Source organism: Bifidobacterium sp. LH_416, from assembly GCF_056357055.1.
In genome coordinates this window covers 58,195-74,341 of the sequence record NZ_JBKEVJ010000005.1, presented here as the reverse complement: position 1 = coordinate 74,341, position 16,147 = coordinate 58,195, and the positions used below count along the sequence as shown (strand labels likewise).

Annotated in this window: 14 protein-coding genes; 2 read left to right on the top strand and 12 right to left on the bottom strand. The window is 47.4% G+C overall.

The features are described 5' to 3' along the window. Nucleotides 1-46 precede the first annotated feature (46 nt). The 12 genes from AC1AY0_RS09905 to AC1AY0_RS09850 form a co-directional block, all read right to left on the bottom strand. A complete protein-coding gene (locus tag AC1AY0_RS09905) occupies nt 47-808 on the bottom strand; it encodes a hypothetical protein (RefSeq protein WP_476526336.1) in 762 nt (253 codons plus the stop codon). A 351-nt stretch (nt 809-1,159) separates the two neighbouring features. Continuing rightward, the gene (locus tag AC1AY0_RS09900; RefSeq protein ID WP_476526334.1) at nt 1,160-2,314 is read right to left on the bottom strand and encodes an acyltransferase family protein; all 1,155 of its coding nucleotides are present in this window, start codon (nt 2,312-2,314) and stop codon (nt 1,160-1,162) included. Nucleotides 2,315-2,346: 32 nt separating this feature from the next. Further along, complete coding sequence (locus tag AC1AY0_RS09895; protein WP_476523920.1) at nt 2,347-3,819, bottom strand: oligosaccharide flippase family protein; 1,473 nt, start codon at nt 3,817-3,819, stop codon at nt 2,347-2,349. Nucleotides 3,820-3,844: 25 nt separating this feature from the next. Next, nucleotides 3,845-4,972, bottom strand: coding sequence for a glycosyltransferase family 2 protein (locus tag AC1AY0_RS09890; RefSeq protein ID WP_476526332.1), 1,128 nt, complete (start codon nt 4,970-4,972; stop codon nt 3,845-3,847). Continuing rightward, entirely contained in the window at nt 4,972-5,919 is a 948-nt protein-coding gene (locus AC1AY0_RS09885; protein ID WP_476526331.1) for a glycosyltransferase family protein, read from the bottom strand. Before AC1AY0_RS09885 ends, AC1AY0_RS09890 begins: the two co-directional genes overlap by 1 nt. A 51-nt stretch (nt 5,920-5,970) precedes the next feature. Further along, the gene (locus tag AC1AY0_RS09880) at nt 5,971-7,212 is read right to left on the bottom strand and encodes a hypothetical protein (RefSeq protein ID WP_476526329.1); all 1,242 of its coding nucleotides are present in this window, start codon (nt 7,210-7,212) and stop codon (nt 5,971-5,973) included. Nucleotides 7,213-7,220: 8 nt separating this feature from the next. Further along, nucleotides 7,221-8,327, bottom strand: coding sequence for a glycosyltransferase family 4 protein (locus tag AC1AY0_RS09875; RefSeq protein WP_476523915.1), 1,107 nt, complete (start codon nt 8,325-8,327; stop codon nt 7,221-7,223). Between the two features lie 12 nt (nt 8,328-8,339). Further along, complete coding sequence (locus tag AC1AY0_RS09870; RefSeq protein WP_476523914.1) at nt 8,340-8,870, bottom strand: acyltransferase; 531 nt, start codon at nt 8,868-8,870, stop codon at nt 8,340-8,342. 168 nt (nt 8,871-9,038) lie between these two features. After that, nucleotides 9,039-9,686: a hypothetical protein gene (locus AC1AY0_RS09865; protein WP_476526327.1), complete on the bottom strand. Its 648-nt coding sequence runs from the start codon at nt 9,684-9,686 to the stop codon at nt 9,039-9,041. Further along, nucleotides 9,683-11,311 (bottom strand): PssE/Cps14G family polysaccharide biosynthesis glycosyltransferase, encoded by a 1,629-nt coding sequence (pssE, locus tag AC1AY0_RS09860; RefSeq protein WP_476523911.1) that lies wholly within the window; start codon nt 11,309-11,311, stop codon nt 9,683-9,685. Before pssE ends, AC1AY0_RS09865 begins: the two co-directional genes overlap by 4 nt. A gap of 25 nt (nt 11,312-11,336) precedes the next feature. After that, a complete protein-coding gene (gene pssD / locus AC1AY0_RS09855; protein ID WP_476523910.1) occupies nt 11,337-11,807 on the bottom strand; it encodes a PssD/Cps14F family polysaccharide biosynthesis glycosyltransferase in 471 nt (156 codons plus the stop codon). 24 nt (nt 11,808-11,831) lie between these two features. Beyond that, complete coding sequence (locus tag AC1AY0_RS09850; RefSeq protein WP_476524035.1) at nt 11,832-13,070, bottom strand: nucleotide sugar dehydrogenase; 1,239 nt, start codon at nt 13,068-13,070, stop codon at nt 11,832-11,834. 676 nt (nt 13,071-13,746) lie between these two features. Here AC1AY0_RS09850 and cps2T point away from each other — a divergent pair. Further along, nucleotides 13,747-14,940 carry a beta 1-4 rhamnosyltransferase Cps2T gene (cps2T, locus tag AC1AY0_RS09845; protein ID WP_476523909.1) on the top strand — a complete coding sequence of 398 codons (1,194 nt, stop codon included), beginning with the start codon at nt 13,747-13,749 and terminating at the stop codon, nt 14,938-14,940. A 4-nt stretch (nt 14,941-14,944) separates the two neighbouring features. Then, nucleotides 14,945-16,147 carry a glycosyltransferase family 4 protein gene (locus AC1AY0_RS09840; protein WP_476523907.1) on the top strand — a complete coding sequence of 401 codons (1,203 nt, stop codon included), beginning with the start codon at nt 14,945-14,947 and terminating at the stop codon, nt 16,145-16,147.

Below are 16,147 nucleotides of genomic sequence, written 5' to 3'. Positions count from 1 at the left end.
ACCGAATTACTAAACCGACCATATGCGTCTCCTTAATAATCATCCATCAATGCACATTTTGCATTATTCGTTTTGCCTCGTCAAGCAACAGGGGATCCGGATTCCTTATGTAATCGGCTAGTTTCCTCATACACTCGGACAACGGCTCCGCATATGAAATCAATGTGTCAGGAGATTTAGCCTCAATAGAATGATATTGCGAAGAAAGGTCAAGAAAGAGTCCGACAACATTATTCGGGTCGGCTATATCTGGCTTCCCTCCATATCTGATTGATCGTCCATATTTATCCGCGAGAGCTTCGAACGCATTAGCCCAAGCATCCTGTAACAGTGTCCTCACCTGAATTTCTGCGAATATGCCTCGTGGAAGTCCTGTAATGATGTGCACGGCACGGTAGCCAGAGTGAGGATGATCACGCATGTCGGATATTCGGCATTTGGGGAATACCGCTGCAATCTCTTGCACTATTTCGTCTTGCTGATGTAGCGTCATATTGGCGGTTACGCGGGCTCCCATAAGATCATGAATTCGATAGATTGGTGTGCTGTCTTGGCGAATCAGCTTCTCACGAAGAGTGTCGATAGTTTTGACACGTACCGAGATATTAGGCTGGGTGCCAATAATTGGTGTGTAATCGATATTATTAAGTCGATTTTCCACCTCGGTCAACTGTTCTGCATACCACCCGTATATATCAGCATAGCTAAGTCCATTCACTATGCTGCCGCCCTGAACTATTTCTGTGCGTAACGCTTTTATACTGGCGGAAGTCCACGGTTTTGTTGGAATAGAAAAGTCATTTGCCATTGTTATCAGAATAATTCAGAGTGCAGCATTTGGATGATGAACTATATGATGGAAACAAATCATATCAAATAACCGGGATGGACAATCAGAGTCAATGACAAGGCTCTGAATCGTCTGATGATTCAACCAGTGAGTGAAAAGTGTCGAATGATTTTCTGTGCGACGGAAAGATAGAAGTTGCAGCGCTGCTGAACAGTCGCAATCGTAAGTATCGTGTGGCGCGAGTTGTTCTATAACGACATCGTCTTGCTGGCTCATCATTGTTATTGGCTAATGATGAGCCAGCGCAAGGATTCGGTTGGATTGTTCACTGCATAAAGAGAAACCGATTGCTGCCGAGCTCAATCAGTTTTACTTACTCTTATGCTGTGGATATGCCCGCTTATGTTTACCGGATACGGCACTTTGAATGCTCAAGAGCCCATACGAAATTGCGAACGACAGGACCAGAATCAATCCGGCTTCCATGAACCTCATAGGAAGATTTGTCAATTCAAAATGGACAAAAGCTTGATCCAAATACATGCGAATCAGGTAATGACTCATGTAGAGGTACATAGAAAGCTGCCCGCCGAGCCAGACTATCCAGCGTCGTGATAGGAAGCGGGTAAGACCGTTACGCGCAATCGTAAGCGTATAGAGCATAAATCCGCATACAAAGAAATCAATGCCATATACTCCGATTGAAAGCAGTGGACTCAATGTATTGCGGCTCAAGAACCATACGCAAGCGAGAATGATTGACAACCAGCACAACCGATTCGCATGACGTACCTTTATATTGTCGCGAGTATGTAGGTAAAGCATTGCAATAAGTATGCCAAAAACAACATAGAAGATACGTTTCCATGGACTGCTGTAATTCAAATCATCGAATCGCATCCTCATCTCGATAGCCGTGAACAAGCCAGAGATGAAGATGACAGCAATCGTATTAACGATTAATCCAACGGTGATTCGTTTCATTGTATTGAAATGTCGATGAATGAACCGCATCAGCAACGGGCTGAAAAGATAGATGACAAACAGCGAAGAAAGAAACCAAGCTGGGCCATTAAATGCATGGCTGAACTGCTGCACTCCAGTCGCAGACTGAATCATCAGCATAGAAAGCAGCAGTTCGAAAGCGGACACCATCACAGCATGCCCGAAGCCATGGAATTGCAATGTGCTGGCAATTTGATAGGGAATGCCAACCAACAGAAACAGGAAATATATGGGATATATACGTTGAACATGACGCAATGCGAACTGTAGAGATAGACGTGGAGATAGTTTTCCCTCATCCGCAGTATGACGTTTCACATAACCCAGCATCATGCCAAAACCGGAGAGCATGAAAAAATAGTCAACAGCTGGTTGAGCATTATGCAAATAATGAGTGTATATCCCTCCTGCGAGACCTTTCTCAAAGAATTCCAGATGACTCAGGATAATTATCAGAATAGCGATGAACCTCATCCCGTCAAGAGGCAGGATTTTGCCAGTCTTATTGCTGCTGTCCATAAGTGAGCACTTCCTCTTGCAATGGATTCTGCTTAGTGATTGCTGTGCTTGCCATGTATGGGCAAGAATTTATGCAAAACAAGCATGGCTGTTGGTTCCCGCACGATAAGAAGTCCGATCGCCCAAACTAATCCGAACGCTGCGGTGCCACCTAAGAGCGTCAGAAAAGCTGACATTGCTGGAATGAATTGCAGGTAGGCCAAGGAAACTGCAACAGCAACAAGGCAGGGGAGAATACTTTTTGCAAGAACTTTAATGGAGACAATGGTGCGCAGTTCTTTGCGGCATGCCCATATCTGAACCAAAAGGGAGACTAATTCCGTACACGCTAATGCGATGGATGCACCGATGGCGCCATATCGTCCATCAAGAAGAACGTTGAGAATCAGGCTGGCGGGCATAGCCGTCAAGCAAGCAACAGAGAAGATTTTCTCTTGGTTGTTCGGGATGAGGATGAGGGGACCGAGGATGTTGGCTACGGAAACGATGAATATGATTACTCCGGCAATCCGTACAGAGGGAACAGCGTCGAGGAATCGTTCCGAGGAGATGAATACGACCATAGGCTCGGCGAAGACAATCATATACGCCCCGATTGCAAGGCTAAATGTGAGCAGGAATGAGAAGCTCAGTTTGAGCAAAGAGGTGTATTTGCCGTTTATTCCATCTTTAGTGAGATAAGAGAGTCTTGGAGTGATGACGTTGGTAATAGCTGTTATTGCGGTAAGTATGAGCGTTTTAAGCTTGGCAGCGAGCTGATACAAACCTGTCTGATAATTACCCGGGGCAAGCATGCTCAGCAAGATGGTGTCGAAAGACAAATACATGCTTGTGGATATGTTCATGATGGTGAAATAGGAAAGCGCTTTAAGATGACGGACTGGATGCAGATCACGTATGCCAAATCCTTCAGGCAAACGAATTAGCCTAGCAAGACGCACAATATTGAAAAGATTATTTGCAGAGGTTCCCAGAGCGAGAAGAAGACCATACAGGATGTAATCTTCAGGTGTCTTGACAAGCAACACGATAAGAGCAACAGCGAGAACTTTGATGACTATCGATCTGATAACGATGTAGTCGTAGTCCTCTGTTGCTTGGTAAAACCATTCGACCCCGAACGCCGTTAGAAACGCATTGGCAAGGAATATCCACATGAGCACACCGTTTGCGCGGAATGCAGGGATAAAACAGTTCGCAGCAGCGAACGCGGATAATGAGACAGCGGAGCAAACTCCGATGACAGCCAGTAGCTCCAAGGTCAAAACGGACAGTTTCTTCCTGTCGTCACGTACGCGGGCGCATTCACGAACCGCGTACGAGGAAACGCCAATCGTGCAGAACACCTGAAACCAATTCGCCGTACTCTGGGCAAATGAAACGGAGCCGTTACCGGCGACGGTCAGTACACGAGAAACATACGGAACCGTGATCATCGTGGCCAGCGCATTTGACGCCACCAACGACACGTTCATAATCGCATTATGGCCAACGGAACGAGCCATCAACAACCAACCTCTCTCGTATTTTTTACTTCAGAAAACGCCATCGAGAACAAAGCAACTGATACTGGCCATAATCATGCTTAATAAGTGCCGACGCCAACATTCGTCGTTTACCTTGAAGCAGGTATATATCGTCATTATCGAAATAATGGTGTATCCAGCCGCAGCTAACAGCGAATACTGCCTGACGTATAGCCTTATTAAGAAGCTCAGTTCGTTTGTAATTGAGTGCAATCTGATCAATCATCGTTGTCAAACGTTCGCCAATGGATATATCGGAATAATGGTCCACGTAATATCGGAACAAGGAATCGGTAATCCATACTGTGTCCAAAGACCTCGTAAGATTTTTGCTGGTATGTGTGATTCCGGCAGGATTAAGTCGGTACCGGTATACTGTGTTAGCTACCGTATACGCACGGCTAATTCGTGGATGCACGCAATAGGCAAGTATGGAATCTTCATACAGGCAGCCCTCCGGATACTGGATATTGCGGAACAACTCACCACGGTACACTTTCGCCCAAGGCTGTCCCCTGAGAGACTTAGTTGTCTCGTCTGCGTTCTCGCTTTGTTTACGTACTTGAATATCAACGACATTCTCACCTTCGAAGAATTCGACACTGCCTTCAACAGCATCTGCATCCCATTGAAATGCTTTGTCAAGCATTGTTTGGAATGCGTAAGGTGCCACTATGTCATCAGAATCTACGAACATAATGTATTTTCCCGTAATGTTTCGCAAAGCTGCATTACGGGCGCTGGAAATACCGCCATTATTCTTGGAAATCATTGTGATATGTTCGTTATTCACGTAGTGCTTTAAGATATCCGCGCTGTTATCAGTCGACCCATCATTGACCATAACAATATGGAACGTATAACTAGTTTGCTGAGACAGCAGCGAATCGACACATTCCTTAAGATATGGAGCAACATTATATACAGGCACAATAATCATAAGATCGTATTGTGTGGTGACTTCATGATGTGCAGTCACCACACAATGAGGTCTAGGAGATGTACTATCGAGTAAGTCGAGAGCGGTATCGGTTTCGATAGGTATCACACAATGTGCCACAGGCATTTCGATATAGGTTGCCAACCGTGCCATAGGGAAAAGAGCCTGTTTGAGAAGTTGCTTAATTCGCATCAGTGCTTTTCTCCTTGTTTACTGCGAATTATTTTCTTGGCTTGTTGGCGAATCGGATATAACACCTTGTAAAACTGGAAAGCGCCAGCTGCGAGAAGACATTGCAGTTTATTGATGTGTCTATATGTTTTGAAGTAATAGAGCGCGGAATCGTAATTGAATTGCGCCGACCTCAATGCGGATACGGCATTACCGATAGTGCCTCCCATTTGATGGTGAATGACGGTGTCAGCTTTGAAATACATACGATATCCGTGGCTGGATAAACGCTCGCTGAGAATCTTCTCTTCCCAGTACAAGAAAGTGCGGGAATCGAACATGCCTACTTGTGTAAACTTCCTAGCATCTATATACATGAAGCATCCAGTGACCCAATACACATAACGGCTTTCATTGGTGTTCACCACATCACCCATACGCAAAGCGGTATTTGGAGCAAGAACGTACAACACGTATCTGAGCACCCAGACTGGGTATGTCAGCATCGAACGGGGGCTTTGCTGAATCTGTCCGTCTGCGCTTCTCACCATTGGACCTACTACAGCTACGTCTGGGCGCTCTTGAAGAATCTGCTCGAATGATGAAAGATGAATCGTTTCCGGAAAATAAATATCATTGTTGGTAATGATGATACGTGGATCATTCCAAATATCATTGCTAAAGAGGGCTCCGAGATTATTCCCTTTTGCATAACCAAGGTTGCTGTGAGAATCGATGACATATACATCAGTCTGCTCGATTGCTATCACATAAACATCTTCTTTATATGAAAAAGGTTGCATCTTCATGGATTGCTGCTTGCAATGCCGGCGGATGCAACCTTCACCGCTATTGTCTACAACAACATAGTGCAAATTATCATCGGTCTTTACCGACTGAGTAAAACGCTCAACATATTTGAATGTTTCTTCAGGTGTTTTGTAGTCAACAATTACAATAGATACCATGGTTAAACTCCATATAAATCATAAATATCTGATATAAAAATGTTTGATTTATTAAGATTGTTTTTTTGTATGCGCATATATTGATTCAATCAACGCGCAAACAATAGGAAAGCAGATAACTGTACTGAAATCGCTATAACAATATGGATACAAAGTAGAAATACCGAGTAGACTGTTAATAAGAAAACATGAAAAGCTTAATTGATATGTATTAAATGTGTCTCGAAGTAGTTGACAGTGAAGAACAATGAGCCAAAGTATAAAAATAAAGCCATAAACGTAAAATAGGCCATATATGCCATTGTCGTTTATATAAAAACCTTCAGTGCGTCCAGTAATCTGTGAAACACCGGGTATAGTTATATTAGGAAAACCATTTCCAAACAGAAAATGTTTTATAGAATCAGTTGCATGTGACAAATAAAATTCTCGCCCAGCTTGACGGATAGAGGCAGTGTCGCCTTGTGTGCTTGCCTTTCCCATAATCATATCAAGGACGTCACTTCCCACTTGAGAAGATAGCGACAAGAGAATGAGTGTTACAAAACCCACTCCTCCAGTAATTTTTTTCAGTGCATTACGCTGCAGTAGAATTGCAATAAGAGTTGCGATGCTCAGAGTTACAATAAGCATGCGCGTTTTAACTACAAAAATAATCAAGAAAAGCATTAACAAGCCAACGGTTATATTAAAGTACTTTGATCCTTTATTTTTTAAAAATCTTGTTAATACAATGAAATAGGCCAATGTGGGAAGACTCATATCCATCCACAGTCGGACGGATCCATAACGTTCACCTTGGGAAACATGCAGGATTGTCGCTCCGCTTCCGACTATGAATTGCAAACATCCCAATGCAGCATAGACAATCGCAAATCCGATAAGCATTTTGACTAGCTGATCAATGTGTATGCGACCAATTTTTAAAAGTTTGGAAACAGGGAAATAGAGCAGCATTATGCAATACCAATTGCGCAATGCCCTAAAGCCCATGCTAAATGGTTGGTTGTAATTGTATACCGCGGTATACGAAGCGATGAGGGCTAAAACTATAGAAAAAAGAATGACCCATTGATATCGGTAGGTTGTTTTTCCCGGATATCGCAGGTATACCGATGCGAAAAGAATGGCAACCACGCCCAATGAGGCATCCGAAACCGGCAGGACATCACCGTCAACTAAATACAGGCAATTGAACTGTAGGAATACGATGATTCCAATTAGTGCCATGTAATAATCCGGTAGCCGCACTTTGCTTAATAATGTTACGTAATATGGTTCAACACGGTTCATAGAAATCCTCACCGATTGTCCCTGCCTATGACTGCACGGTAGATTGACTTAAAACCGGCATTCATCGCGTTGATGCTGTAAGTATTAAGAGCATGGTTATAAGCTGCCGCTACCATTTCGCGGGTATCGCTGTTAAGAACTTCATGCAGTATCGAAGCGAGTTGTTCGCTGTCGCCGACAGTAAATAACCGACCATACTGGTTATTTCCAATAATTTCTTTTGGTCCGTCTACCGCTGACGCAATAACTGGAACTTGCGCCATCATCGCTTCAATAATCGCAATGCCGAACCCCTCATATCGGGAAGGTAGTACGAAGACATCAGACTGCGCCAGCAATTGGGGAATATCGTTCCGATTACCAAGGAACTCGATATGCTCCAATCCATACCCCGCAGCGCGATCAATCAATTGTTGACGGTACTCAGGGTGGTCTGCAGGTTCCGCTCCAACGAGCAGACACCGGTAATACTCGCCACGTTTAGCAAGAACGGCAAGAGCATCAATCAGAATGTCTTGGCCTTTCTTCTCCGGAAGTAGTCGCGCGACGCATGTGATGGTCGGCAGCATATTCCCATTCTGTTTAATGTTTTTGGATTTGATGAACTTGTCCGGATTGACGCCGTTATATACCACAGTGGTACGGGCTGCTGGAAACCCAGCACCAACGATATTCTGGTATACAGATTTTGAAATGGCCGTAATATGGGAAACCATAAGTTTATGTAGAGCAACATCAACAGTAGACAGACGGTTATAAATGTTGGTGTCGTGAACCGTATAGACATACTTCCACTGAGGGTGCAACAGCTTGAGTGGCAACGTAAATAGAAGCACATTGTTGCTGTGACAATGCACTATATCCGGCTGGAAACCGGAAAGAGCCACATTCAACTTCTTGAGATATTGAAGCTTTCCCTGTCCCTCCGGACGATTTAGGCATACGACGGTCACATTTGCGCGCTTATGGATTGCATCAATCATCGTCTTATCGAAAGCATCATTGACGATGCATAGCATTAACTCGTCCTCGTCGGACCAGTTGTTCAGCAAATCTACAAGGAGATGCTCGATACCGTAAGGATTAAATGAAAAAACAACATGGGCAATACGCATTGCTATTCCCAATCAAACAATGAAGCCATTGGTGCTGTGAGACAGCTTATGCTTCATTTCCTGTTTTTTCTCTTCAGTTATATTTCCTTTGTTGGTATACGAAATATCAAATGTGAATCCATTATTGCGACGGTTATCGTTTTTTTCGATAAAGGATTCGATATCACCAATGACTTTTGCAGGAGCACCCGCAACTACCACGTCTGAGGGTATAACTCCATGCACTATACTTCCAGCTCCTATTACAACGTTATCTCCGATTGTTGTATTAGGTAGAATGACGCTTTTTGCGCCTACAAATACATTATTACCGATAGTCACTCGGCCAACTTTGGAATAGCCAATGGCTTTCTTAGTGCTACCGTCATGGCAAAGCACCAATGAATCTGGAGCCAATGTGACATTGTTCCCAATGGTAATCAGCCACGGGAAAGACGAATCCAAGAAAGCATTTCTTTCCAGCTGAAAATCAGCTCCAATAACAGCTCCTTGTTTAATCCAGTGTTGGATACGCATATTTTTAATTTTTTTGTCGATAAACATTATGTATCCTTATGCTAATTATCAAGTAATATTATTTGCTTCAATGCGTTTACAAAGAACTCAGGAAAATACAAACTCACATCCCCATGATTTTCATATTCTTTAACATCTTCAATGAGTTGATAGTTCTGCTTTTGTAATACTTTAAGAAGATCTTGAATATGGTCTTTATATGTATGTTCTTTTGCGGAATAGTGCATATATATATATATGCTGACTAGAAGCAAATTTATTGTTCTCGATTCGCTTCTTCAGAAAAGTGTCTAGTGTATTTGAAACATTTTCGAGTTGGTTATTCCCAGCAATGCTTCGCAGCGTCACCAATCCGCCCGGAGTCTGCAGATACGTACCTAACCAAAACTGCGGTGCACCAGTGATAATCTCTGCTCCAAGTCCGCGACCAGCATATTGGACGCCAAAATTGAGGGCGGCCCAACCGCCCTTGGAGGAACCACCGAAGCAGATTTTCTTAATCTCAGGACGAGCAAGGAATGAGTCGATAAGAGCCTTGGTTGCCTTCTCCATCTCAAAATCAGGATAGGCTCCAAGGTAATACCCACCTCGGTGATCTTCGCCAAAATCATCGAGGATGAACAATTTGTTGACAGGTACGTCTTTTAACGTACGCATATAGTTGTAACGAGCAGGAATACCTGGACGCGTGCATGCGCTGAATACCACCAGAAGGCGATTTGATTCCTTGCATGGCTGATACATGTACTTTAGAGTCGTATTCCCATAACGGAATTTGCGCTGCTGAACGGTTTGCCGTAGCAAGGTAGTGGCGAATTCAATGTATTTGCTCAATTTCTTCATCGAGACTCCTTCGCCGTCTGAACGTAGAGATTCGTCAGCACTTGGAAGTACTCAGCGTCATTGAATTCACGTTCTGCAAGTTCGCGCGATGCCTGTGAAAATGCCTCATATCGATTACGATCGTTGATATTCGCTAACGCATCCGCCAGCGCACTCACATCGCCTGGCTCGATGAGATATCCATTCTGCCCATCGTGCACGGCAGCAGACATGTCACCCACGTTTGTAGCGACTACGGGCATGCCATAGCTAATGGCTTCCAGCACAGCCACAGGGAGTCCCTCATTGTATGAAGGCAACACAAGCGCCTGGCTGTGCTCGAACAACTCACGCTTCTTATCGCCAGCGGTCCAACCGGCGAATTCTACGGCATTATCCGCCAATCCAAGTTCCTGTGCCTTGGCTTTGAGCTCTTCTTCCTGGGCGCCGGTGCCGGCAATTACTACGCGCATATCGCCTAGTCGATCTGTGGCACGCAGCTTGGCTACTGCGTCAAGCAAGTCGCTTACACCCTTGCGCTGAATCAGCACACCCATGAAGAGCACTTGGAAACGTCCGCCTTGGGTGGGCCATTGCACCGTAACTTCCGGAATGTGCACGGTGTTGCTCACCACCACCGTATGTGCAGCCGGTTCAATAGCCTTAATGAGTTCATTCCACTTATCGCCGAGCACGATTACAGCCGAAGCTTCACGCAACATAGCGTGAATGCGATTCTGCTGTTGCGGTTTGCAGCTGTCATACCATTTCTTGAACTCGGAGCCATGCATATGAATAATGTCTGGCACGCCATATTTACGGCATAACTGATGTATCTGATACTTGCGGACAAAGCTGCCCCTGTATGACATATGAATGTGCACTACATCGGGGCGAGTTGCAGGGGTGGCCACAATATTGCGGATACGGTGCAACGCTTTTTCAAAGAAGAGAATCTTCTTCACCGGATTCGAGTCGATATATGTGGGGATGAACTTCATGTTGACGCCATCCGCAGCCCAGTCATGCGCCAGCAACTGGCTAATGACGCTGGTAATGCCACCCTTCACGGATGGGTCATTACCTACCATAAGCACGCGAAGATGATTGTTCTTTCCACTCTTTTCATCAGAGATAGCAGAAGGAACATCAGTATGTTCACCTATTACTTCGGAATGAATAAAACCATTAATTGAATTGATGATGGTTTCCGTATTGGAATGGAATGGCTGATATTCAGTATGCCGTACTTCTTCCAAGGCATGACCAAGCTGAGAGCAGTCATCACAGACGCAGATGATATCCATCTGTTTGAATTCTTTGAGCAACTGCAGCTGATGATCATCTACATGCTCGCCATACTTAGCAAGGCGTGGTACGGCAATAACTTTCTTGCCTTTCTTCACTGCGCCGATGATTGCGCCGGTGCCTCCATGCGTAATAACGAGGTCCGCTTCTCCCATGCGCTCCGCAAACTCGTCTCGGTCAAGGAACTGCTTGAACTCGTAATGCTTTGGCTGGTAGTCGCTGTATCCGCTTTGTGCAAACACCGGTTCAGTAATGGTGCCGTCTGCTACCAGTTCATCCACGGCTTTGAGCAGCCGATTGAACTGGAATTTCTGCGATCCCAAGGTAATGAAAATCATGTAATTCGACTTTCTGCCCGTCGGACTAATAGATGCTACCGAGATAAGTGGCGTTGGGATAAATGCTCTTCATGCTTTCCCATTGCACATAGAAGCGGTCGGCGAAACGGTACAGCAGCTTGCCTGATTCCGTTGCGGAAGTCACCTTTGCGAAGGATTCGATATAAATGAGCTTCCTACCGAACAGCTTCATAAGGAGACACATTGGCAGCATGGCGAGTACTCCTGTACAGATGATTACATCTGGACGCTCTTTGATGAAGATGCCGAGGCATCGGAAGGCATTGACGACCAGCTTCAGTAGAACGGTCTTTTCTTTGCGATTAATTTGCCCTACGTAGTAGGTCTTTTCGTTCTTTGCCTTCGCCTTGTACTGTGTTTGTTCAGTCAGAACAAAGCTGTCGTACTGCTGCATCAATGGTTTGAGCATCATCAGCTGCTCATAATGGCCTCCGGATGACGCCGCAAAACAGAGTTTGGGAGACTTTCTGCTCATTGCCGTGCTGACCTCCGTATAATTTCAGTCCCTACGGAACAGGTCGCGGGTGTAGACCTTGTCTTCAACGTCATCGAGGCAGGAGTTGTAGCGGTTAGCAAGAATTGCATCGCTGCGCTTCTTGAACTCGTCCAAATCGTTAACCACTTCGGAGCCGAAGAACGTGGTGCCGTTTCCCAGCGTCGGCTCGTAAACGATTACGGTTGCACCCTTTGCCTTGATGCGCTTCATGACGCCCTGGATGGCGGACTGGCGGAAGTTATCCGAATTGGACTTCATGGTGAGGCGGTACACGCCCACAGTCACTGGCTTCTCATCAGAAGCATCGAATTCGTTGTTGCCGCTGTATCCGTAATAGCCGGCCTTCTTCAGTACGCTATCCGCGATGAAGTCTTTGCGAGTCACGTTGGATTCAACGATGGCGTGAATGAGGTTCTCCGGCACATCCTGGTAGTTGGCAAGCAGCTGCTTGGTGTCCTTCGGCAGGCAGTAGCCGCCGTAGCCGAAGCTCGGGTTGTTGTAATGCGTGCCGATACGCGGGTCGAGGCATACGCCGTCAATGATTTCGCGGGTGTTCAGTCCCTTGGACTCAGCGTAGGTATCGAGCTCATTGAAGTAGGAGACGCGCAATGCGAGATAAGTGTTGGCGAACAGCTTGACTGCCTCAGCCTCGGTGAAGCCCATGAACAGCGTGTGGATGTTCTCTTCGATGGCACCCTGCTGAAGCAGCTGCGCGAAGGTGTGGGCAGCCTCGACGAGGTGCTCGTCCTCCGGATCGGTGCCGACCACGATGCGGCTCGGGTACAGGTTGTCATACAGAGCCTTAGATTCGCGCAGGAACTCAGGGCTGAAGATGATGTTCTTGGAACCGGTCTTCTCGCGAATGGACTTGGTGTAGCCGACCGGGATGGTGGACTTGATGACCATGATTGCGTCCGGGTTGACCTTCATTACCAGGTCGATGACGGATTCCACGGCGGAGGTGTCGAAGAAGTTCTTCGTGCTGTCGTAGTTGGTCGGTGCGGCGATGATGACGAAATCGGCGTCCGAGTAGGCCTTTTCGCCGTCGAGCGTGGCGGTGAGGTTCAGATCCTTCTCCGCAAAGTACTTCTCGATGTAATCGTCTTGGATCGGGGACTTGCGTGCGTTGATCATGTCGACCTTCGCGGGAACAATATCCACCGCGGTAACCTGATGATGCTGCGCCAAAAGCGTGGCCAAGCTCAAACCCACGTAACCGGTACCAGCAACGGCAATCTTCAACGAATCAAAATCCTTCATCACAATGCCCTCTCTGAATGGCGTGAATTCGGAAGAGTCTGCATTGTTGGACGGGATTCTGCCCAATACAGGATGCCGGAGCAGAAACCGACGTAACGGGCGTTATCGGCTGAATCTTGCTATCTGCATGCTTTTCCGGACAAAATAATTGAGATTGGTTCCGCCTGGATAAGAAAAACTGGCCTGATGAAAACGGCTTATTTTCAGCAGAATCAGGTTTTAAAAGGTGCGTATGCTCGGCTCGGAGAGTTTGTTACGCTCAACCGATATCTCGATCATGCTACGGAGACAAATAATGTGGCCGAGACGGCTACCGTTTGTCTGATTAGCATAGGTATCCCCATCACTCCACCCGTTGAAAACCCGATGCAAGCGCTTACCCACATGCTCAGGAATACGGATAGATGGATTAAGTGTTAAGAAACTGTGTGCGAATGTGCACGTTAACACCGCAAGAACCGCTTTATTCTGCGATTTTTCTTCACAAAAAGACATTCCCCCGTGTCCAATTTTCAAGGGTGTGAGACACCCCCGTGGGTTATACTGCTCTCTAGTTTTGTCGTGAGGCACAGCTGTGCCGCAGGCAGGGAGGAAGAGCCGTGGAGAAGAGACTATTAGCCGATAACGCCCGTTATGTCAGTTTTGTGGGGGTTGTGGCATGAGCGGAGTGTCGGGTGTTCAGCATGTGTTCGTTGTGGGGTCGAAGGGGATTCCTGGTAGTTACGGCGGTTACGAGACGTTCGTGGACCGTCTCACGGAGTACCACGAGGCCGAGCCGGGGTTGAAGTACCACGTGGCGTGCAAGTCCCTGACGGAGTCGGGCGAGTTCTCGTACCACAACGCGCGTTGTTTCCGGGTGCGGGTGCCGCAGATCGGCCCGGCGCAGGCGATCTGGTATGACGTGGCGGCGCTGGCGGATTGCGTGGCGTACATCCGGCGCAACCGGATTCCGCATCCGATCGTGTATGTGCTGGCGTGCCGCATCGGCCCGTTCGCGGCGCATTTCGCGCGTGTGATCCACCGTCTGGGCGGCAGACTGTACGTGAACCCGGACGGGCACGAGTGGATGCGCGCGAAGTGGAGCGCGCCGGTGCGCAGGTACTGGAAGCTCTCCGAGCGGATGATGACGAAGCACGCTGACCTGATGGTGTGCGATTCGGTGAACATGGAGAAGTACATCCGCGAGGAGTACGCGGCGTACCGTCCGCAGACCACGTTCATCGCGTACGGGGCGGAGGCGCGCAGGAGCCGTCTGGCGGACGACGATCCGAAGCTGCTGGACTGGTTCCGCGCGAAGGGCCTGGAGCCGAAGTCGTACTACCTGGTGGTGGGCCGTTTCGTGCCGGAGAACAACTACGAGACGATGATCCGCGAGTTCATGGCTAGCAATTCGAAGCGGGACTTCGCGCTCGTGACGAACGTGTCGGACAAATTCCTCGAGGAGCTGAAGGAGAAGACCGGTTTCGACCGGGACCCGCGCATCAAGTTCGTGGGCACCGTGTACGACAAGGAACTCCTGATGAAGATCCGCGAGGACGCGTACGCGTACTTCCACGGCCACGAGGTGGGCGGCACGAACCCGAGTTTGCTGGAGGCGTTGGCGTCCACGGATTTGAACCTGCTGCTGGGCGTGGGCTTCAACCGCGAGGTCGCCCAGGACGCCGCCCTGTACTGGTCCAAGGAGCCTGGCGACCTGGCAGCCCTGATCGACCATGCCGACGCCATGAGCCCCGAAGAGATCCACGCGTTGGGAGCCAAGGCCAAGCAACGCATCGCCGACGCGTACAGCTGGCAGCACATCGCCGACCAATACAAAAACCTCTTCCTCGGCAGCGAGCAGCAGGAAGGGTGAGACGATGAAAATCCTCGCCATTCACAATTTCCATCGTTCGGGTTCCGCAAGCGGCGATGACCAAGTATTCAAGAGCGAAACCAGTATGCTCGAGGAACATGGTCATGAAGTAATCCGTTATACGGTGTCGAATGATGAGTTCGACAAGGCGGGCGCAGCGGGTAAGTTGGCCGCCACGTTCGGAATGCTGTGGTCGTTTAAGAACTACCGAGCGGTGGTCTCTCTGATTCGCGAGCATCATCCTGACCTCGTACATGTGCATACATTTTTCCCGCTGTTGTCCCCGTCAATTCTGTATGCGGCAAAACGTATGGGTGTGCCGGTAGTGGCTACATTGCATGACACACGTTTTGTATGCCCTGTGGCAACCTCGCTGCGCGATGGAAAGATTTGCAATGAATGCGGTGATGGCCATTATCTGCGCATGGCTCGTCATGCTTGTTTCAAGGGATCTCGTCTTCAGAGTCTTCTAGTGGCGGGCATCTTCAAATACCATCGCGCTCGTCGAAGCTTCTATAAACAAATCGATAGATATATTTGTCTCAATGAGAATCAGATCGACTTGTTGAAGGGTATCGGATTCGATTCATCGAAGATAGTAAAAAAATATAATTTTGTTCCTGATGCTCAGGCGAATATGGCCGCTGAACGTGTATCAGGGTTACCTGAGCGGTATGCAGTTTTTTATGGTCGCATTGGTGCCGAGAAAGGCATTCGTGTACTTCAACGCATATGGAATGAGATTGACGACATTCCGCTCGTGGTGATGGGCGGAGGCCCGTTGGAAGACGATTTCAAGGCTTGGGCGGATAAGAAGCCGAATGTCTATTTCCTCGGGTACACGCCGCATGAGCAGTGCATGGCTATTGCGAAAGCCGGAGAGTTCGTGGTGTTTCCCTCGATTTGGTATGAGGGCTGTTCGATGGTCGAGATTGAATCCGAAAGTCTCGGACTGCCGCTTATCGCGACCGACCTTGGCTTTTCCGCGGAAGCAGTCAACGACGGTGTCAACGGTGTCAAAGTTCCGTTGGGTGATATGCATGGTTGGGTTACAGCCATTCGCGGCCTATGGGAAGAGCCAGAGCTATGCAAAAAGATGGGTATGAATGCTCGCCAGGATTATGAGGACAAATACACGCCTGAAAACAACTATCAGCAACTTTTAAATGTGTATAGAGGAATAGTTTCCAGCACGGCAAGGCGTTAA